The sequence below is a fragment of the Vreelandella halophytica genome (assembly GCF_968193635.1).
In genome coordinates this window covers 3,601,780-3,621,185 of record NZ_OZ309107.1, presented here as the reverse complement: position 1 = coordinate 3,621,185, position 19,406 = coordinate 3,601,780, and the positions used below count along the sequence as shown (strand labels likewise).

The 19,406-nt window shown below is 57.7% G+C and carries 16 protein-coding genes; 7 read left to right on the top strand and 9 right to left on the bottom strand.

The features are described 5' to 3' along the window. The first annotated feature begins 15 nt into the window (after positions 1–15). On the top strand, positions 16–1,530 hold the full coding sequence (locus ACWHXT_RS16770; protein WP_447956661.1) for an AbgT family transporter: 1,515 nt from the start codon (positions 16–18) through the stop codon (positions 1,528–1,530). Positions 1,531–1,886: 356 nt separating this feature from the next. On the opposite strand, the gene ACWHXT_RS16765 is transcribed toward ACWHXT_RS16770, so the two are convergent. Beyond that, positions 1,887–3,110, bottom strand: coding sequence for a hypothetical protein (locus ACWHXT_RS16765; protein WP_447927345.1), 1,224 nt, complete (start codon positions 3,108–3,110; stop codon positions 1,887–1,889). 248 nt (positions 3,111–3,358) lie between these two features. Next, positions 3,359–4,870, bottom strand: coding sequence for a YifB family Mg chelatase-like AAA ATPase (locus ACWHXT_RS16760; protein WP_447956660.1), 1,512 nt, complete (start codon positions 4,868–4,870; stop codon positions 3,359–3,361). A gap of 270 nt (positions 4,871–5,140) precedes the next feature. On the opposite strand from ACWHXT_RS16760, the gene ACWHXT_RS16755 reads away from it, so the two are divergent. Then, on the top strand, positions 5,141–5,479 hold the full coding sequence (locus ACWHXT_RS16755; protein WP_447956659.1) for a type II toxin-antitoxin system PrlF family antitoxin: 339 nt from the start codon (positions 5,141–5,143) through the stop codon (positions 5,477–5,479). Then, positions 5,476–5,973 (top strand): type II toxin-antitoxin system YhaV family toxin, encoded by a 498-nt coding sequence (locus ACWHXT_RS16750; protein WP_447956658.1) that lies wholly within the window; start codon positions 5,476–5,478, stop codon positions 5,971–5,973. Before ACWHXT_RS16755 ends, ACWHXT_RS16750 begins: the two co-directional genes overlap by 4 nt. Positions 5,974–6,027: 54 nt before the next feature. Here ACWHXT_RS16750 and ACWHXT_RS16745 read toward each other — a convergent pair whose 3' ends face one another. From ACWHXT_RS16745 to ACWHXT_RS16725, 5 genes are all read right to left on the bottom strand, one after another. Then, on the bottom strand, positions 6,028–6,903 hold the full coding sequence (locus tag ACWHXT_RS16745; protein WP_447956657.1) for an ABC transporter substrate-binding protein: 876 nt from the start codon (positions 6,901–6,903) through the stop codon (positions 6,028–6,030). A 122-nt stretch (positions 6,904–7,025) separates the two neighbouring features. Then, complete coding sequence (locus ACWHXT_RS16740; RefSeq protein WP_447956656.1) at positions 7,026–9,149, bottom strand: TonB-dependent siderophore receptor; 2,124 nt, start codon at positions 9,147–9,149, stop codon at positions 7,026–7,028. A 100-nt stretch (positions 9,150–9,249) separates the two neighbouring features. Beyond that, the gene (locus ACWHXT_RS16735) at positions 9,250–10,170 is read right to left on the bottom strand and encodes a helix-turn-helix transcriptional regulator (protein ID WP_447956655.1); all 921 of its coding nucleotides are present in this window, start codon (positions 10,168–10,170) and stop codon (positions 9,250–9,252) included. A gap of 8 nt (positions 10,171–10,178) precedes the next feature. Continuing rightward, positions 10,179–12,308 carry a TonB-dependent receptor gene (locus tag ACWHXT_RS16730; RefSeq protein ID WP_447956654.1) on the bottom strand — a complete coding sequence of 710 codons (2,130 nt, stop codon included), beginning with the start codon at positions 12,306–12,308 and terminating at the stop codon, positions 10,179–10,181. A 219-nt stretch (positions 12,309–12,527) separates the two neighbouring features. Next, positions 12,528–12,920, bottom strand: a complete 393-nt coding sequence (locus ACWHXT_RS16725) for an accessory factor UbiK family protein (protein ID WP_447956653.1) — start codon at positions 12,918–12,920, stop codon at positions 12,528–12,530. A gap of 335 nt (positions 12,921–13,255) precedes the next feature. On the opposite strand from ACWHXT_RS16725, the gene ACWHXT_RS16720 reads away from it, so the two are divergent. The 3 genes from ACWHXT_RS16720 (at position 13,256) to glnK (ending at position 15,460) form a co-directional block, all read left to right on the top strand. Beyond that, entirely contained in the window at positions 13,256–13,594 is a 339-nt protein-coding gene (locus ACWHXT_RS16720; protein WP_447530269.1) for a P-II family nitrogen regulator, read from the top strand. Between the two features lie 77 nt (positions 13,595–13,671). Further along, a complete protein-coding gene (locus ACWHXT_RS16715; protein ID WP_447956652.1) occupies positions 13,672–14,919 on the top strand; it encodes an ammonium transporter in 1,248 nt (415 codons plus the stop codon). Positions 14,920–15,121: 202 nt separating this feature from the next. Next, positions 15,122–15,460 carry a P-II family nitrogen regulator gene (glnK, locus tag ACWHXT_RS16710; RefSeq protein ID WP_227389979.1) on the top strand — a complete coding sequence of 113 codons (339 nt, stop codon included), beginning with the start codon at positions 15,122–15,124 and terminating at the stop codon, positions 15,458–15,460. A gap of 135 nt (positions 15,461–15,595) precedes the next feature. Here glnK and ACWHXT_RS16705 read toward each other — a convergent pair whose 3' ends face one another. Further along, entirely contained in the window at positions 15,596–16,372 is a 777-nt protein-coding gene (locus tag ACWHXT_RS16705) for a ferredoxin--NADP reductase (protein WP_447956651.1), read from the bottom strand. Positions 16,373–16,544: 172 nt separating this feature from the next. Between ACWHXT_RS16705 and ACWHXT_RS16700 the strand changes: the two genes are divergently transcribed. Continuing rightward, entirely contained in the window at positions 16,545–17,471 is a 927-nt protein-coding gene (locus ACWHXT_RS16700; protein WP_447530266.1) for a LysR family transcriptional regulator, read from the top strand. 22 nt (positions 17,472–17,493) lie between these two features. On the opposite strand, the gene ACWHXT_RS16695 is transcribed toward ACWHXT_RS16700, so the two are convergent. Further along, entirely contained in the window at positions 17,494–19,353 is a 1,860-nt protein-coding gene (locus tag ACWHXT_RS16695; RefSeq protein WP_447956650.1) for a methyl-accepting chemotaxis protein, read from the bottom strand. Between the last annotated feature and the right edge of the window lie 53 nt (positions 19,354–19,406).

Here is a 19,406-nt window from a genome sequence, read left to right as displayed (position 1 = left end):
ACAGGAGAGATGAAAATGAAAAACAATTCAGCATCTTCACTTATGTTAAAATCGCTGTCAGGGGTTGAAAAGCTTGGTAATAAGCTGCCCCATCCGTTTTTACTTTTTATATGGCTAACATTGATCGTTGCTATCATATCGGTCATAGGGAGTTTTCTTGAATGGTCTGTTATTCATCCCCTTACGAATGAGACTATTAATGTCAGAAATCTGTTAGGAGCAGAGGGCCTATATTTTGCATTAACTTCAGTGATACCCAATTTTGTCGAATTTAAGCCGCTAGGGCTGGTGCTGGTTACTATTTTGGGTGTCGGAATTGCTGAGAAAACAGGGTTTTTCGAAGCTGTTATCAAGAAAACATTGTTGAGAACGCCAGCAAAGCTAGTCACGTATATGGTGTTTTTTGTTGGAATTACAGGTAACTTAGCCTCTGATGCAGCCTATATGATAGTGCCTCCCCTAGCTGCGCTAATATTTAAAAGTGTTGGGCGAAATCCTATTGCTGGACTGGCTGCCGGTATTGCAGCAGTAGGGTGTGGGTTTACAGCAAATATTTTTATTGCTGGAACGGATATGTTGTTGTCTGGTATTACGACAGAAGCTGCATCAGCGGTTGATCCCGATGCTATCGTATATGCAACCGATAATTGGTTTTTTATGATAGCTTCCGTGTTCTTTCTATCATTTGCAGGTGTTGTCGTTTCTGAAAAAATTGTTGAACCAAGGCTAGGTAATTATAAAGGAAGTAATAACGAAGAAGTAAGTGATTTACCCATCGAAGCTAACAAGGCTCTACGTAGGGCGTTTATATCAGCTGCTATTTTCTTGTTTGTAGTTACCACGTTATGCTTGGTTCCAGGGTCAATATTGTTGACGGAAGATGGTGGTATTTTGGGATCACCGCTACTTAATAATATTGTTATATTTATAACGCTCTTCTTCGCTGTTGTAGGTATCGTGTATGGAATAAATGTTAATAAAATAAAGTCGACCAAAGATGTGGTAGACTTTATGGGGCAGACCGTGGCTGAGATGTCTGGCTTTATTGTGCTCATATTTATTGTTTCTCAATTCATTGCCTACTTGAAATGGACGAATATTACTATTTTTCTAGCCGTTGAGGGTGCTGCCGTTTTAAGCGGAATGTCTTTGGATGGGCCGCTTTTGCTAGTTGCTTTTGTTTTCCTCTCGACATTTTTAAATATGTTTATTACAAGTGGATCGGCTCAATGGTCATTAATGGCGCCGGTATTTGTTCCTATGTTTATGATTTTAGGGTTTGAACCAGCATTTACGCAGCTAGCTTTCAGAATAGGTGATTCAGCTACAAACTTTATTACCCCACTCCAGCCTTTTGTTGCCGTTATGCTAGGGTTTTTATATAAGTACGATAAAAACGCTGGTTTTGGAAAACATGTTTCACTTGTATTGCCGTATACCTTAATGTTCTTGTTCGCTTGGCTGGTTTTACTTTCATTCTTCATGGTTTTCGATTTGCCGATAGGCCCAGGTATATATATGAGAGGGTGATTTTTAATTCAAAGGAGTAAAGAAAGAGAGCCCTTTAGGCTCTCTTTCTCATGTGTTAAAGTTTAGATTGGAGTTAAAGGGGGGGGGCTTTTTTTATGATATTTTATTTCAATTCCGATAGCTAAAAATAGAGTTTTTATTTTTGATAATGCTTTAGAGTTTTCAGGGAGAAGATCAGGTCTAAATCGGCAGAGTTAGCAATGACTTCAAATATTACCTCTAGTTTCTTTTAGGAAAAGAGCTTGCTTTTGAACACTATCGGTTAAGGTTTTTCCTGCGCCCGGAACCCTATAGGAAGAAGCGATATTGTTTAGCAAGTAGTGGTCGCCCCAGTGCTCGATAAAAGTTTTCTAGTTTCAGGATGAAATTTTCTTCTTGAAGATTAAGCCTAAAGTAGAGACAAAGCACATAGCTAAAAATGCAACAAAAAATATGCTAGCAGAAGAGAAGTTCATCATGGCAAAAATGGTGATTAGAGAAACCACGAGCATTCCAGCATATTCGCTAGTGATTTTTTTTCTGTACGATGAGTTGATTTCAGATGAAGTGTGGACCTTTTGAAGTTGCCTAAGAAAGGCGAGGTCGGATAAAGGCGTACCTATTGCTAATAAGAAAGATACAGCGCTATAAAATAACAGCGAGCTCGGTGCTATTAGTAGTAAAAAGAACCCAAAGGCTGTAAGGACTCTTCCCAAGATTAAAAAGGATCCTGGTCGAGACATCTTGAGCTTTCGGCAGAACATGTTAGATACGACATTGCCGACGCCATAGCAAAAGCCTACTATGGCATAATGACTGACTCCAAACTCATCGCTAGTACTGCTAAAGATTAAAGCCATACCGATAACCATAGAAGCGTACCAGCAACCAGCGTTAATGCCCTGTGAAAGGAATGCATACTTCAGAAACACTGAGTTATTGGTTTTATCTCTTCTTTGGACTTGATCATGGGATATCAGTGTATCCTCTCGATCCTGGTTTTCAATTTTAGGCTTGGAGTTGATCTGTCGATATGTCCAATACTGCCCCATCGCAGCAACTAAAAAGAGACAAGAGCTCAATGCTGCTATATTTTTATAGGGTAGTAGATAAGCTAATAACCCCACCACAGCGGGCGACAAAATCCGAGCTACTCTTGAAGCATTGTCGACTTTTGCAGTTGCTATCTTAAGCTCCTGTTCCGGCATTTCTATGTCGGATAAGCCGGAAAAAATAGCGCCGTCTAGATGTGGTCTTATAGCTGAAAGGGACATGGCAATCAAAACTAAAAATGTTTGTTGGATGTTGTAATAGAAAATTATTACCGCTATTGCCGACAAGACGAACCTGGTTATGTTTAATTTTGCAGAAAATTTATAGGGTTCAAATAGACGTGATTTCGTAAAATTGAATTTGAACAAACCACTAACAAAAGCTGATGCTAAAATAAAAAGTACTAACAGGCTTCCATTGGAACCATAGCTTTCTATGATATAAAATATTACTCCGATGTTGAATATTTCCAAAGCAGCGCACCCTGCTAGTTCGGAGTAAGCTATAAGGTTAAGCTGTCTTCTTTGCGAAGTTACAGTTTTGTTCATACAATGCTGTCTTCTTTTGTTAGTCTAATAAATAGCTCTATAGATTTTTATAGATTCATTCCGCTTTGTAGCTTTATAGGAGTAATTAAAGCCGGCAGGATTGGCTAAATTGAGCCCAACAAGTTTGGGTGGAAAATGCTAAGCCAGAAAATAAACTCCTATTTTCCTTAAACAGCACCCTCTCGATTTAACCCCATCCAGCTCGTCTGCGCCTAATTCCACTCCGGAAAAATTAGCGCCAATGACCCTCAGCCACCCTTCAACAGCCGGTCCAACTGCCGGTAGCCGATGGCCTCGATCAGATGCGGTTGGCCGGGTTTGGGTTCGCCCTGTAAATCCGCAAGTGTTAGCGCCACGCGCAGCACCCGGTGGTAGGCCCGCGCCGAAAGTTTGAGGCGTTCCAGCACCCCGGCAAGCCAGGTGCGCTCTTCGTCGTTTAAATCACAGGCGGCTTCCAGGGCCTTGCCGCTGAGCTGGCTGTTGAGCGCGCCACGCGTCATCTGACGCGCTCGGGCCGCCATTACGCGCTCGCGCACCGCCTCAGACGATTCGCCTTGGGTCTGGGCGGTGAGCTGCTCCGGCGGAAGCGCCGGCACTTCTACCTGCAGGTCGATACGGTCGAGAAGCGGGCCGGAAAGCCGCGCCTGATAGCGCTGGATCTGACTCGCGGTGCACTGGCAGCGGCTGCGCGGGTCGCCCAAATGCCCACAGGGGCACGGGTTCATGGCGGCGACTAACTGGAACCTGGCTGGGTAACGACGCTCGTGACTGGCGCGTGACAGATGAATTTCCCCGGTTTCCAGGGGCTGGCGAAGCACTTCCAATACGCTTCGCGAGAACTCCGGCAGCTCGTCCAGAAACAGCACGCCCATGTGGGCAAGCGAAATTTCGCCGGGTTTGGGTTTCGAGCCGCCGCCGACCAGCGCGGCGGCACTGGCGCTGTGGTGGGGTTGGCGAAAGGGGCGCTGGCCCCAGTCTGCCTCTAGTGCCAGCCCGCATACCGAGCGCACCGCGGCGACCTGTAGGGCGTCGTCTTCACTCAGTGGCGGCAAAATGCCCGGCAGGCGGCTGGCCAGCATGGTTTTGCCCGTACCCGGCGGGCCCGCCAGCAACAGGTTGTGGCCCCCGGCGGCGGCGACTTCCAGCGCCCGGCGCGCCTGGTGCTGGCCGCGCACGTCACAAAGGTCCGGCGCCGGGTTTTTTGCCTTCGGCGGGGCCGGTAGCACATGGGGCTTGATGCGGGTTTGATCCAGCAGATGAGCGACCACTTCCCAAAGCGACGCGGCGGGCAGCACGTCCAGGCCGTTACCCGCAAGCGCGGCTTCGTCGGCGCAGGCGGTGGGCACGATCAGCTTGCGCCCGGCGGTCTTAGTGGCCATTGCAAACGGCAGGATGCCGGGCACCGGGCGCAGCTTGCCGTCCAGGGCCAGTTCACCGGCGCACTCGATGTCTTCCAGGGTATCGACCGGCAACTGGCCGGAGGCGGCGAGAATGCCCAGCGCAATGGGCAGATCGAAGCGCCCGCCCTCCTTGGGCAGATCCGCCGGGGCCAGGTTCAGGGTGATACGCCGGGTATTGGGAAAATCGAAGCCCGCATTGACCAGCGCGCTTCGCACGCGCTCGCGGCTCTCCTTCACAGCGGCCTCCGGCAAGCCGACCAGGGTCAGCCCCGGCAGGCCGTTGGCCAGATGTACCTCGACCTGCACCGCCGGGGCGTCGAGCCCCACACCGGCACGCGTATTGACAATGGCAAGCGTCATCCCCGCCCCCTGTGCAGATGTCTAATTTTTCTTTTGAAAATTAAACTTAACGTATTTGGCAAGGATTGGGTAGCCGTCTAACGTAATGGGCAAGCCCAATAAACTGACTACATCATCGAGTCTCGGGCCAAACCGTCACGCTGACCGATATTGCCTTTTTATTTCCGGCCCACAATGGCCAAACCACACGTGGCAAGTGCTGATTGACGAGGTAATGCAGATGCATTAATTTGATTGCATTGCTTTTGCATTATCGTTATTTGGAGAGTGATGATGACGACGCTTCTCGAAGATGACTCTACCTTAACGGATCGTTACCAAACGACGGTGCCTGCGTCGATACGTCGGGCACTCAAGCTTGAGCGACGCGACCGCCTGCGTTATACCGTGCGTCCAAACGGAGACGTCGTCCTCTCGCGTGTCCAGGACGATACGGGCCCTGATCCGGTCATCGCTAGTTTTCTCACCTTTTTGGAGCGCGATATGGGCGCGCATCCGGAAACGATTCGCCCCTTAACGGCGAACCATTTTGCCGATGCCGAGCGCCTGACCGCCGGCATGGAGGTAGACCTCGACGAGGTGCTCGACGAGGATGATGAGGAAGAATGACGCCGCTTACGGTGAATGGATGGACGCTTTATGCCCATCCGCTGTTTTTGGAGCAGGTGCAAGCGCTGACCGCTAACGTCCAGCGTCTCAAGGCGAAAGACCCTACGGGATACCGAAGCAAACCCGCCACCAAGCGTCTGGCCGCGATCATCAAGCTGGCCTTGAACGATATTCCGCAGGATCCGTCCAGTGCTCAGTACCGACAAGGAAATACGCTCGGTACTGAACGCACCCATTGGCAACGGGCAAAATTTTACCAACAGTACCGGCTGTTCTTTCGCTTCGATGCGGCGAGCAAAATCATTATTTATGCGTGGGTTAATGACGAGCGCACAAAGCGTGCTTATGAAAGCAAGCACGATGCCTATACGGTCTTCCGAAAGATGCTCGCTCGGGGCCACCCGCCGGACAGCTGGGAGGCGCTGAAAAGCGCTGCGTCCGGCAACGCGACTCGCCTCGATGAGCTGTTAGCATCCCATGACCGCGACGTCTGAAGGGGTTCAGTAGGCCGCTAACGCTCGACGACCTCACTACGCGACTCTGACGACCTATCGAGCGGCTGGTCGTGGGCGATTATCCAGCGCCGCGACAAGCTCCCGAGCAAAGCGCTGGGCCGAGGGCAGCGCCCCGAAGCTCCATACCGGTGCCAGGCGGATGACGTTGTCGTTTTCGATGGCGGGCAGGTGCTGCCAGAGCCCGCTCCGGGCCAGCGCGTCTTCCACCCCGGCGGGGATCGGGTCGATGATCAGCAGCGTCGCCTCAGTATGGCGCGTGAGCGCCTCGACCCCGACCAGTGAAAACCCCCAGGCGTTGGTCCCTTCCTGCCAGGCATTCTCCAGACCCAGCCGCTCCAGTACCGCGCTGTAGAGGCTGTTCGCGCCAAATACCCGCACGTGGCGGGCGTCCATGAACTGAATCATCAAAAGCGGCGGCGTGGCCGTCGGGACGTCGCCGCGCAGGCTTTCCAGCAGTGCTTCGGTGTCGTCGACCAGCGCGCGCGCTTGCGCCTCACGCCGGGTCCGCTCGCCCAGGCGGTGGGTGAAGTCGATGATCTCCTGCCAGGTGTCCGCGCCCGGCGAGTAGAGGGGAAGTGAAGTGACCGGAGCGATGCGCTCAAGCTTCGGCGTCAGCCCTTCGAACATGGGCGATATCAAAAAGCCTTCCGGCGGCGACTGCGCCATTAGCTCGAAATTGGGCTGCTGGCGAAGCCCCAGGTCGGTGACGTCATCGGGAATGCGCGGTTCGCCGACCCAGTCGTGGTAGGCGGGGATCTGGGCGACGCCGCTGACTGGGGCGTCGATCGCCAAAAGGGTTTCGGCAATGGTCCAATCGAGGGTGGCCCACTGGGCCTGGGCGGTCAACGGCAGCAGGCCCGCTACGAAGAGCAGGCCGCGAATGAAAGTCGTGGTGGCGTTAGAGCGCATGACGGGGCGTCGCTTGAAGAGTCAGCCGGTATTTAAACGATAATCCTTCTTGTGTGCAAACCACGCCGCGCCAAAACGCCGGGCGCAGCGGCCCGGGCGCGGCGGTGGCGCAAAGGGCATCGTTAAAAGCGGTAGTGAATGCTTGCGGTAACGCTGCGCTCGGCGCCGAAGTAGCAGTAGTCCAGCGAGTTGCAGCTGGCAACGTACTCCTTGTCCAGCACGTTGTTGACGTTGAGGCGGGTTTCGACGCCTTCAAAGCCCTGCTGGCTCCAGTCATAGCCCAGGGTGGCGTCGACCAGGGTGTAGTCGGGCACGGTTTCGGTATTGGCCCGGTCGGCGGCGATATCCGCGTAGTGGCGCACGCCGAGGCCCATATCCACCCCCAGCAGCCCGCCGCCTTGGGGCGTGTAGTGGCCCCAGGCCTGCAGCTGGTGGCGCGGGGCGTAAATGGCCCGGTTGCCTTCGTTGCCGTCATCGCTTTTGGCGTAGGTGATGTCGGTAAAGCTGTAGCCTGCCTGTAGGGCCAGGGTGTCGGTGAGCTGCGTTTGCGCGCTCAGCTCGAGCCCCTGGGATTCGATTTCGCCAACGGCCCGGTAAGGGTCGGTGGGCTGCTCCTTGGTGGCCACGTTCTCCTGGCTGATATGGAAAAGCGCGGCGCTGTACATGCTTTGGCTTTTTGCAGGCTGGACCTTGACCCCCGCCTCCCACTGCTCGCCCTCCATGGGCGCCAGCAGGTCGCCGCGCGCGTCCACGAAACTGGTGGGGGTGAAGGCGGTGGAGTAGCTAAGGTAAGGAGCTACGCCGTTATCGAACAGATACACCGCCCCGGCGCGACCGCTGAACTGGTTGTCGCTCAATGCGCTGGTGTCGTCGGTGGCCAGGTTGGTGTTGTCGATGTCGACCCAGTCGTAGCGCCCGCCCAGGGTGAAGCGCCAGTTGTCCATGGCGATTTGGTCCTGCAGGTAGACCCCGGTCTGCTCGATCTTGTGGTGTTCGCGAGTAGGCGCGTAGAAGGTCGCGCCCTCGAGCCCGACACCGTAGACCGGCTCGAAAGCGTCGAGTGAGGGAAAGGCGCCGGAGGGCCAGGAAACCTCGTTTTTACGCCGCTGATAGTCCACGCCGAACAGCAGCCTGTGATCCAGGGCGGCGCTCTGCACCTGGGCTTCCAACTGGTTATCGACGGTCCAGGCCTCGAGGGATTCGTCGCTGCCCGAGTAGTAGCGGGTCAGCTCGGAGGCGTCCGGCGCCGCCCAGCCAAAGCCGTAGACCTGGTTGAGCACCACGTCCGAATTCAGGTAGCGCAAAAGCTGGCGCCCGGTGATGGCCTCGTTGAAGCGGTGTTCGAGGGTGTAGCCCAGCATGCGCTGGGTGCGCTCATATGTATCGAAGGCCTCTTCGCCGTCAAAAAAGGTGTTGCTGATTTTACGGCCGTTGTGTGGGGTTACCGCGCCTTCGAAAGGTACGCCGGAGTGGTAGCCGCCTTCGGGTTCGTCCTGCAGGTAGGCCTCGACGGTCAGGCTGGTCTCGTCGGTCATGTCCCAGGTCAGCCGCGGGGCGATCGCGTAGCGCTGCTCCTCGGCAGGGTCGAACTGGGTATCCGCGGCGCTGGCGATGCCGGTCAGGCGGTACGCTACGCGCTGCTGCTCGCCGAGCGGCCCGGTCAGGTCGAACGCGGCGCTGCGCTGATTATTATTGCCCAGCCGAAAGCGCAGCTCGCTGTTTTGCTCGAATTCTGGGCGCTTGCTGTTGAGCGCCACCACGCCCCCCGGTGAGGCGCGCCCGTAAAGTATTGATGCCGGGCCGCGCACCACCTCGATGCTCTCCAAAAACCAGGGGTCGACGCGCATGGAACTGTGCGAGTTGGCATCGCCCATGACTTTCAGGCCGTCCAGAAAGGTATTGCTGAGACTCCCGTCGGAAAAGCCGCGCAGCACCAGGTAGTCGAAGCGGTTGGAGGCGCCGACCTGGTTGGAGTAGACCCCCGGGGTGTAGTCGGTGGCGCGCTGCACGGTGTCCACGCCGCGGCGCTCGATCTCTTGCTGGCTAATGGTCGAGACGCTTTGCGGTGTTTCGATCGTCGGGGTTTCGACCTTGGTCGCCGCCTGCTGGGCGGTGACTGTCACGGTAGGCAAGCCAAGCGGGCCGCCTGGGTCGGTTTGTGCGTGAGCGGCGGATAAGGCGCTGGTTGCCAGTGCCATGGCAAGCGTCAAAGGATGATAGACAAAGCGGTGCTGAAGCAAAAGCATGACCCATTCCCGGTGTTTATAGTAATGAGAATTATTACTTTTTATTCGAGGGAAAGGATATGCCGGATGCCAAATGATCTATGCGCAACGCCAGCAATGCTCATGCATCGACGCGGCGCAGGACAGCCGTGGGCGCGACCCCGAACTGGCGTTTGAAAGCGGTGGCAAAGTTGGTGGCCTGGCGGTATCCGCAGGCGTGAGCTACTTGCTGGACGCTGTAACCCTTTGCGAGCTGCTGGTAGCCCTTTTGTAGGCGGCACTGGCGAAGGTGGTCAAAGATCGTGCAGCCGTAACGCGCGCGAAACTTCTGGCGCAGGCTGCTCGGGCTCATGGCCGCGCGTTGGGCCAGCGCCTGCAGCGAATAGTCGGCCATTGGGTGGCGGCTTAGCGCGTCACGCAACTGATCGAGCCGTTCTTGCTCGCGCGTTTGGGCGCTGGGGGGCGCAACGGGGTGGGCCGCCGGCGAGAAGGGCAGCCCATGGCCCAGTAGCTGCAGGGCCAGGCCCTGCCAAAGCAGTTTCTGGCGTTCATCATTGAGCGGATGTTCGCCAAGGGCCAACAGCTGTGAAAAAAGAGCCGGTGGAAGGGAGCAGACACGCAGCTGGGGGCCCTGGGGCTCTGGCAGGGCATGGGTTGCGGTCGTCAGAACGGCAATATTGAGCGTACGCAAACGCGTCTGCGCGGGTTGCTCGACGACCAGCGGCGCTTGGGCGGTAAAGTGCGCGCATAACGCCTGGCCTTTGCCAATGTGGGTCTGCTTCTGGCCCTGGGCAAGGCGGATGCTCCCCTCCATGACCACGCACATGAACCAGGGCACCGACCGGGTCGAGCGTGAGAGGTAGCCGTGGCGCACCTCGAGATCCGACAGGGTGAGGTGCAGCGCCGGGGGCAGCGACAGATCGCGAATGCGCCCTTGAGCAACCGGTTCGTCGGGAAGCGCCGCCGGGTGCCCGTAGTCGATGCCGAATCGATGTCCCAACTGGCGTAGCGCCGTTGGTGTGAGTGACGTGAGGGTCGGCATCGAAAGGCTCAGTACTCCAGCGACCAGCCCAGGGTGAACGTACGCCCCCGGGCCTGGTAGTCGTAAAGGTACTCCGGCCCATAGTTGGGCGAATAAAAGCCCACGGCCCGCTGGCCCCAGGGCGTGGAGTACTGCTTGTCGGTCAGGTTGCTGATCCCCAAACTCAGGGTGCCGATATCGGTCTGCTGGCTTCCGATCACATCGAAGGTGGTAAAGCCGTCGATGCTATCGCCCTCGGCGTCTTCGTACTGGCGGGCGTGGCTGCCCTGAAGGCGCAGCGTGCGTACGTCATCCTGCCAAGCCACGTGGGCGGTCAGGGTGTCCTGGGAGGGGTAAGGGGCTACGGTAATACCGCGGTCCTGCCAACTGCCGTCTACCTTGCGTTCGGAGGCCAGCGCGTGCAGGGTGCCGCCCACTTCCCAGTGGTGGCCGATGAAGCGGGTGAGCGAGGCTTCCAGGCCGTAGTCGCGGCGGTCGTCGTCGATCTGGGTCACATTGAGGTCATCGTCGAGCTCCATGGCGGTGTCCGACCAGGCGTAGTAGACCGCCGCCTGGGTCAGCCAGTCACCGCCCTGGTAGCGCCAGCCAAGCTCGACCTGGCGGGTCTTGATGCCGTCCAGCGGGTTGTCCGCTACGGTTTGCCCGGCGCGGCCATAATACTTGGACGGGTCGGGCAGCTCGAAGCCCTCCGAGTAGCCCAGCCAGCTCTGATGGCCGTTGTCGAAATCATACAGGGCGCTGGCGTTATAGAGCGTGACGTCGTAGTCGCTGGAGCCGCCGGGCACGTCGTTGAAATCGTCGATGTCCACGTCCATGCGCTGGTGGCGAATGCCGCCGCTGAGCTGAAGCTGGTCCGTGGCCCACCACTCGCTTTGGGTAAACAGCGCCAGCGTGTCGATATCGAAACCCGGATAGCGGGGCGTGACGCGATCGGCGCGCTGTACGAGCCCGCCGGAGCTATCGCTTGCGGCGCGATCGAAACGCATCTGCGAGGCGTCAAACGACTCCCGGTCCAGGTCCGCGCCGTAGGTCACATTGAGATCGTCACGTGGATCTGCCGAGAACAGCGCCTTCAAGCCGCTAAGCTGGGTGTTCTGCTGGGAGGCGGCGAAGTAGTAACCGCCGTCCTGGGCGGCGTAAGGGAAGGGATAAAAACTCGATTCCTCCTCCCGATGAAACGCCTGCAGGTAGAAATTCTGATTCAAAAGATCGGCGTGGTGGTAGCTTGCGCTGATCATCTTGCGGTCGGTACGCGGTTCGCGGTCGGCGGTGAAGCCGTCGCGGATATCGGCGCCGTCGAGATTCGCCGTGTTGGCGGCCAAATTCGGGTAGTAGACGCCGCGGTTGCCCTCTTTGCCGGAGTCATAAAGCTGCCCGCTGAGCATCAGCGTCTGTTCGTCGTCAAGCTCGACGCGTAGGTTGCCGAGGATATCCAGCTGACGATTGTCCTGCAGGTCGCTTTGCGCGATATCGGGGAAGATTTCATCGCCCCCGGCGTCGTACTGGCGGCCGTTTTCCATCAGGGATACGCCAATGCGGCCCTGTACCGTTTCATTACCGCCGCTGGCCGACTGGGAAAGGCGCCGGTCGAGGTCGTGGCGTGTGTTGAAGCCGCTGGTGACGCTCGCCTGGGTCTCGAAGTGGGGGCCGCCGCGCTCGCCTTGTTTGGTGATGATGTTGATCAAGCCGCCCGTGGCGCCGCCGCCGTACAAGCTGCTGGTGCCCGAGAGCACCTCGACGCGCTCGATATTGAACGGGTCGATGGCGTCGAACTGACGCGATAGACCGCGGGAGTTATTCAGCGATACACCGTCGATGAGTACCTGAACGCTGCGCCCGCGCATGTTCTGCCCTGCATTGGTGCGCCCCTGGGGGCCGAAATCCAGCCCCGGCACCAGCCGGCCCAGCGCCGTTTTCAAATCGCCCCCGGCGTTGATCTGCTGCTGTAGATCGGGCCCTTCGACCACGTGTACCGCCCCCGGGATCTGGCTGATTTGAGTGGGCGTGCGCGAACCGACCACCACCAGCGTGTCCTGGGCTGCGGGTTCCGCGCTGGTCGTCGGTTGGGATTGAGAAAGGGCCGTCAAGGGAAAAGCACCGCTCAACAAAGCGGCGCTTAGGGCGACATAGCGAGTCATGAGAGATCCAGAAAGCAGATTGTTATTGATAGAACGCCGTTCATCGACGCTGCAAAGCGCAATGATAGGTGTTCTCATTTTTTATATCAATCTACGTGGATCGGCGCTTCGAACGTCACAAACGCCCACGCGGCAAAGGGGATAAGCCGCGCGGCGCTTTGAGTATGGCTACCCTAAAGTACTGTTATAAAAGACTTTTAAAGGGCTGCTTATAACGAGCTATTCGCCCAGATCGTCCACTGAGCCCGTGGCATCCTTGGCCGCCTTGACGGAAGAGGCGCGGGGCTTGGGCGTCTTTTTGGCGGGCTCCTGGGGGGCCGGCGTGGTCTGCGCCTCGGCTTCCATGGGGGTGGCCTTATCGGCCTGGCTTGCGTCGATCGAGGCTTCCAGGTTGGCCACCTGGCGCTCCAGCGCTTCGACCCGGGAGCGGGTGCGTTGGAGCACGTCCATTAGGATGTCGAAGTCTTCCCTGGACACCAGCTCCATGCGATCGAACGCGCCGCGCATGACTTGCTGCACGCCTTTTTGAATGTCTTCCGGTGCGTGAGAAGCATTTTGCAAGCGGTCGCCAATTTGCTGTGCGAGTCGGCTAATGCGGTCTTGGGTCGCCATGGCTATCTCCTGATACGAACGCATAAATGTGAACGGCTTTCTCGTAAGGATACGCAACCCAGGCGAAATACGCATGTTTCGCATGCGTTTGGGCGGTGACTTTTTCGTTTGCATCAAAATGAAGCGACCCGCTTTGGCGGGCGCACTCCTATAGTGCGTCCGCTTTGTCGTGCACCGGCTTAGCGCGCCGCAACGTGTTGGATTTGCCTTGGCCGCAGGCTTAAGTAGCTGATTTATTATTTAAATTTAATGAATGGCACGGTATGCGCATTATCGAGGCAAGGCATTAATTTCAGGCGGCGGCGCCGCTATTTATCCAGCAGGGGAGCTCCGGGATGAAACTCATCACCGCTATCATCAAGCCATTCAAGCTCGACGATGTCCGTGAAGCACTTGCCGATAACGGTGTGCAGGGGATCACGGTGACCGAGGTAAAGGGGTTTGGGCGTCAAAAAGGCCATACCGAACTTTATCGCGGCGCCGAGTACGTCGTGGATTTTCTACCCAAGGTCAAGGTGGAGATCGCCGTCGATGATGATCGCCTGGACAGCGTGCTCGATGCGATCTGCAGCGCGGCGAACAGCGGCAAGATTGGCGATGGCAAGGTGTTCGTCACGCCCCTTGAAGACGTCATTCGTATTCGTACCGGCGAGCGCGGTGCCGACGCCGTATAACCCGAACCAATAAGTCACACGGCGATTTTGTGAGCATTTTTGCTTGATACAACGTTTTAGTAGACGGGGAACGACTCATGAACGAGGTAACCGATCTGAGCTACGCGCTCGATACGTTTTACTTTTTGATTTGCGGCGTGCTGGTCATGTGGATGGCCGCCGGCTTTTCGATGCTGGAAGCCGGTATGGTGCGCTCCAAGAACACCGCGGAAATTCTAACCAAAAACATCGCGCTGTTTGCCATCGCCTGCACCATGTACCTGCTGGTGGGCTACACCATCATGTACTCCAGCGGCGAAGGCGGTTTTCTGCCGAGCCTGGGCTTTTTGATTGGCGCGGAAAACGGTGTCGACGCCGTACTGAATGGCGGTGAAGACGCGCCCTACTACGCCATGCGCTCTGACTTCTTCTTCCAGGTCGTGTTCGTGGCAACCGCCATGTCCATCGTTTCTGGTGCGGTGGCCGAGCGCATGAAGCTCTGGGCGTTTTTGGCCTTTGCCGTGGTGATGACCGGCTTCATCTATCCGGTCTCCGGCTACTGGACCTGGGGTGGCGGCTGGCTGGACGCCCTGGGCTTCTCGGACTATGCCGGCTCCGGCATCGTGCACATGGCCGGTGCGGCCGCTGCACTGGCGGGCGTGCTGATTCTGGGCCCACGCAAGGGCAAGTACGGCAAGGACGGCGCTATTCACGCCATTCCTGGTGCCAACATGCCGCTGGCCACACTCGGTACCTTTATCCTGTGGATGGGCTGGTTCGGCTTCAATGGCGGCTCGGAACTCAAACTGTCGGATGTCGCCTCGGCCAATAACGTCGCCCAGGTGTTCGTGAATACCAACGCCGCCGCCGCCGCCGGCGTACTCGCCGCGCTGGTACTCGCCAAACTGTGGTTCCGTAAGGCGGATCTCACCATGGCGCTCAACGGGGCGCTGGCAGGGCTCGTCGCGATCACCGCCGACCCGCTTTCTCCCACCGCGCTGGGGGCAGCCACTATTGGCGCCGTGGGTGGTTTGATCGTCGTGGCGGCCATCGTCACCCTCGACAAGCTCAAGCTGGACGATCCGGTCGGTGCGATTTCGGTGCACGGGGTCGTGGGCATCTGGGGCCTGCTCGCCGTGCCCTTGAATAACGGTGACGCCTCCTTTGGCGCGCAGCTGATCGGTATCGTCGGCATCTTCGGCTGGGTCTTTGCGGCAAGCCTGGTGGTCTGGCTGATACTCAAAGCCCTCATGGGCATCCGCGTCAGCGAAGAGGAAGAGTACGAAGGCGTGGATCTCGCCGAGTGCGGCCTGGAAGCCTACCCGGAGTTTAGCGTCAAGAAATAACCAAAGCGGTCCTTTTACAACGATGTGGCCTATACAACGTGACCCATACAACGATGCAACATAGTGAGCTTACGGCCTCCCCTCGTGGGAGGCTTTTTTATTCTCTGGCGGTAGCGGTGTATGCTTGGGGTAGCGGGCAACGGTTTTGTCGTTGTGAACGTCTGCCCCACAACAATCGGACAGCAAGCGAGAGGATGTCACCATGAAACTCATATCAGCCATTATCAAGCCGTTCAAGCTTGATGACGTACGCGAATCCCTCTCGGACATCGGCGTGCAGGGGATTACCGTAACGGAAGTCAAAGGCTTTGGCCGTCAGAAAGGCCATACCGAGCTTTACCGCGGCGCCGAGTACGTGGTGGATTTTCTACCCAAGGTGAAGCTGGAAGTGGCCGTCGACGACGAGCTCGCCGAGCAGGTCATCGAGGCCATTACCCAGGTGGCGAATACCGGCAAAATCGGCGACGGCAAGATTTTCGTCATGCCACTGGAGCAGGTCATTCGTATCCGTACCGGCGAAACCGGCAAGGATGCGGTATAAAGGGGTAAATAGTTAGTCGTGAATCGTGAGTAGTAAAAAACCCCTGTGGAGTATCTCCAGCAGGGGTTTTTTGTTGGTATCGCGATGAAGGTGGCGCCGAACATCACCATTCACCATTCACCATTCACCAGCCCATCACTTCTCGACAAACGCCCGCTCGATCACGTAGTCGCCGGGTTCGCCCATGCGCGGCGAGATATTCAAGCCCAGCTCGTCGAGCAGCGCACTGGTATCGTCGAGCATCGCCGGGCTTCCGCAGATCATCGCCCGATCCTGGCGCGGGTCGATGGGCGGCAGGCCCGTGTCCTCGAAGATTTTGCCGCTGCGAATATGGTCGGTCAGCCGCCCCATGGTGTGGAACTCTTCCCGGGTCACCGTGGGATAGTAGACGAGCTTTTCGGCGATCTCTTCGCCCAGGTATTCGTGAGCGGGCAACTCCTTGGTGATGAAGTCGGCGTAGGCAAGCTCCGAGACTTCGCGCACGCCGTGGACCAGCACGATTTTTTCATAGCGCTCGTAGACTTCCGGGTCCTGAATCAGGCTCATGAACGGCGCCAGGCCAGTACCGGTGGAGAGCATGTAGAGGTTACGCCCGGGCAGCAGGTCGTCGCACACCAGCGTGCCGGTGGGCTTGCGGCTCACCATGATCTGGTCGCCCACCTGAAGGTGCTGTAGGCGCGAGGTCAGCGGGCCGTCCGGTACCTTGATGCTGAAGAATTCGAGGTGGTCTTCATAGTTGGGGCTGGCGATGGAGTAGGCGCGCATTAGCGGTTTGCCGTCCACTTCCAGACCGATCATGACGAACTGGCCGGTCTTGAAGCGCAGGCTGCGCTCCCGCGTGGTACGAAAGCTGAACAGGGTATCGTTCCAGTGATGAACGCTCAGCACTTCTTCCAGGGCAAACTTGCTCATGACAACTCCTTGGGGGCGAATGACGACGCGAGTAAGCACTCATTCGCATTTCATATTCTTAAAAAGAATAAAGGCGGTTAGGTATGTTGCCGTCAAGTCTAAACAGCGGGCGCATATCTGTTAAGTCAATTATACTGATAAACGTTATCCGTAAAATCGATATAGGCCGGGTATGCACTATACGTTACGCCAGCTCGAGGTCTTCGTGGCCGTGGCCCAGCACGAAAGCGTCTCAAAGGCGGCGCGCGCGCTTGCCATGTCCCAATCCGCCACCAGCACCGCCCTCACCGAGCTCGAGCGCCAGTTCGACTGCCAGCTGCTCGACCGGCTCGGCAAGCGGCTAAAGCTCAACGCCCTGGGCTTTCAACTGCTGCCCAAGGCGGTGGCACTTCTGGACCGGGCCGAGGAGGTGGAGGAGCTTCTGCGCGGCCAGAAGGGAGTGGGGGCGCTCGAAGTGGGGGCCACGCTGACCATCGGCAACTACCTGGCTACGCTTTTGATCAGCGATTTTATGCAGCGCTACCCCGGAAGCCGGGTGCGGCTGGCGGTGCGTAACACGCGTCATATCATCGAAGGGGTGCGCCAGCACTCGCTGGATTTAGGCTTGATCGAAGGGCAGTGCGACGACGAGATGATCGTCAGCCAGCCCTGGGTCGAGGACGAACTATGCGTGTTCTGCTCACCGCGCCACCCGCTTGCCGGGCGCAAGCATCTGGAACTCGAGCAGCTTTTACGCGAGGACTGGATCATGCGCGAAGAGGGCTCGGGCACGCGCATGACGTTGGAGCATGCCGCCCGCCACCGGCGCAGTCGCTTCAATACGCTGTTGGAGCTCGAACACACCGAGGGCATCAAGCGTGCGGTGGAGTCGGGCCTTGGCATCGGCTGCGTCTCGCGGCTTGCGCTGCGCGACGCCTTCCGGCGGGGCAGCCTTGTTGAGCTGCCCACACCGGAATTGGATTTGAAGCGCCAGTTCACTTTCATCTGGCACCGCCACAAGTACCTGACCACCGGCGTGCGCGAGTTTCTGCGCCTGTGTCGCGAGATGACCGCCGGCGCCAGCCGCAGCGACGATATCGCGCTACCGCCGGTGCCCTAGAGGGAAAAGCCCGGGCCCAGGATTAGAACGACGGCAGCGAGCGTGTGGATTGATTCTCCGTCAGCGGCGGCGCTGCGCGCTCGGACAGCTTGAAGCTGCCGATCGTCTCGGCCAGGTGATTCGCCTGCTCTTTGAGCTGCTCGGCGGCGGTGGTGGACTCCTCCACCATGGCGGCATTTTCCTGGGTCATGCGGTCCAGGTCGGCCACCGCGATGTTGACCTGGTTGATACCGTCGCTCTGCTCGCCGGTCGCGGCGGTAATTTCCTCGAGCACGTCGGACACGCGGGTGATGTGCTCCACGATGCTTTTCATGGTGGCACCGGCGTTACGCACCAGGGTGGTGCCGTTATTCACCTTGCTCTGGGAATCCTCGATCAGCTTTTGAATGTCGTTGGCCGCATCGCTGCTGCGCCTGGCCAGCATGCGCACTTCTTCGGCCACCACGGCAAAGCCGCGACCGTGCTCGCCGGCGCGCGCGGCTTCCACCGAGGCGTTCAGTGCCAGCAGGTTGGTCTGAAACGAGATGCTGTTCATCAGGGTGACGATCTCACCGATCTTGTCCGAGGCCGTCGTGATCTCCTCCATGGTGGTCACCACGCCCGCGACCACTTGCCCGCCTTCATTGGCGACTACAGACGCGGTTTGCGAGAGCTTGTTGGCTTCTTTCGAGGACGCCGCGGTTTGCTGCACGGTGCTGGTGATTTCCTCGATGGAGGCGGAAGTCTGCTGCAGGCTGGCCGCGGTGTTGTCGGTACGCCGCGACAAATCCTGGCCACCGGTGGCGATCTCGCTGGCCGCATGGTGAACCGACTGGCTGCTGGTGCGAACGTCGATCAACACCGACTCCATCTTGTCGACGAAACGGTTGAAAGCGCCGCTGATTTGGGCCACTTCGTCACGCCCTTGCTCGGGCAGGCGGCGGGTCAGGTCGCCTTCGCCGCTGGCGATGTCGTCCAGCGCATCCCGGGCGCGCTCAAGCCCCTTGAACATCTGTTTGAGCCACACGCTCAGCAGTAAGGCCGTGACGACGAGAATGAGCAGCAGCACCACCAGCGCCGATTTGATTAGGGCCCGCAGGCCCGCCGTGGCTTCGCGTTCGTCCAGCGCCACGCCAAGCTCCCATTCGGTGCCGGCAATGGGCGTGGAGGCGATGCGTTTGTGTCGGCCATTGACCTCGATGTCTTCCCAGGCGTTACGCGTTGCGTTGAGCCGGTCGATGGTCGCCGGGCTAAGGGTTTGGCTAAGCCGGGTCAACGGCTGAAGTGTCAGCGCCGCATCCGGGTGGGCAATCAGGGTTTCGCCGCTGCTGCTTAGAAAGGCGAAGCTCGACGGGGTCGGCTGGATGGCGTTGACCTGATCGATGAGGCTGTCGATCTCGACGTCGCCGCCGATCACGCCGACGAGACGGCCATTGCGCTTGACCGGGGAGGCCAAGGTAACCACTAACTGACCGCTGTTATCGTCCAGATAGGGAAGGGTGACTATGGTGCTGTCCTGGGCAACGGCGGTTTGATACCAGCCACGTTGACGTGGATCGTAGTCATCGCCTGGTATCCAGCCGTCGGAGGAAAGATGGCTACCATCGGCCTGGCCGAAAAAGGCTGCGATGAAACCTCCCGAATCTGCCAACTGCACTAAGTGTGCAAGAGGGTCACCGTTTAGAACGGGGTCGCGCGCCCCTTCTATCATGGAAGACCGCGCCGCTATCCACTCTTCGATCGCCAGCGCATTGCCTTGGGAGATGGAGGCAAGCTGTTGGGTCACCTGCTCGTCGTTGTGGGATTTTAGCGTCAGGTAGCTGACCGCGGCGTTGATCGTGAGCGCTAAAGTAATCACCACCAGGGTGATTACCAAAATGCGCATGCGTAGCGAAGAAAGCATGGCGTGATCTCTGTCAGGAAGGTGGGTAATTGAGTAGACCATTCGGTCTTGAA

Coding starts and splice junctions, on each gene's coding strand:
- ACWHXT_RS16770 (WP_447956661.1), top strand. CDS start 16: ATGAAAAACAATTCAGCATCTTCACTTATGTTAAAATCGCTGTCAGGG.
- ACWHXT_RS16765 (WP_447927345.1), bottom strand. CDS start 3,110: ATGAACAAAACTGTAACTTCGCAAAGAAGACAGCTTAACCTTATAGCT.
- ACWHXT_RS16760 (WP_447956660.1), bottom strand. CDS start 4,870: ATGACGCTTGCCATTGTCAATACGCGTGCCGGTGTGGGGCTCGACGCC.
- ACWHXT_RS16755 (WP_447956659.1), top strand. CDS start 5,141: ATGATGACGACGCTTCTCGAAGATGACTCTACCTTAACGGATCGTTAC.
- ACWHXT_RS16750 (WP_447956658.1), top strand. CDS start 5,476: ATGACGCCGCTTACGGTGAATGGATGGACGCTTTATGCCCATCCGCTG.
- ACWHXT_RS16745 (WP_447956657.1), bottom strand. CDS start 6,903: ATGCGCTCTAACGCCACCACGACTTTCATTCGCGGCCTGCTCTTCGTA.
- ACWHXT_RS16740 (WP_447956656.1), bottom strand. CDS start 9,149: ATGCTTTTGCTTCAGCACCGCTTTGTCTATCATCCTTTGACGCTTGCC.
- ACWHXT_RS16735 (WP_447956655.1), bottom strand. CDS start 10,170: ATGCCGACCCTCACGTCACTCACACCAACGGCGCTACGCCAGTTGGGA.
- ACWHXT_RS16730 (WP_447956654.1), bottom strand. CDS start 12,308: ATGACTCGCTATGTCGCCCTAAGCGCCGCTTTGTTGAGCGGTGCTTTT.
- ACWHXT_RS16725 (WP_447956653.1), bottom strand. CDS start 12,920: ATGGCGACCCAAGACCGCATTAGCCGACTCGCACAGCAAATTGGCGAC.
- ACWHXT_RS16720 (WP_447530269.1), top strand. CDS start 13,256: ATGAAACTCATCACCGCTATCATCAAGCCATTCAAGCTCGACGATGTC.
- ACWHXT_RS16715 (WP_447956652.1), top strand. CDS start 13,672: ATGAACGAGGTAACCGATCTGAGCTACGCGCTCGATACGTTTTACTTT.
- glnK (WP_227389979.1), top strand. CDS start 15,122: ATGAAACTCATATCAGCCATTATCAAGCCGTTCAAGCTTGATGACGTA.
- ACWHXT_RS16705 (WP_447956651.1), bottom strand. CDS start 16,372: ATGAGCAAGTTTGCCCTGGAAGAAGTGCTGAGCGTTCATCACTGGAAC.
- ACWHXT_RS16700 (WP_447530266.1), top strand. CDS start 16,545: ATGCACTATACGTTACGCCAGCTCGAGGTCTTCGTGGCCGTGGCCCAG.
- ACWHXT_RS16695 (WP_447956650.1), bottom strand. CDS start 19,353: ATGCTTTCTTCGCTACGCATGCGCATTTTGGTAATCACCCTGGTGGTG.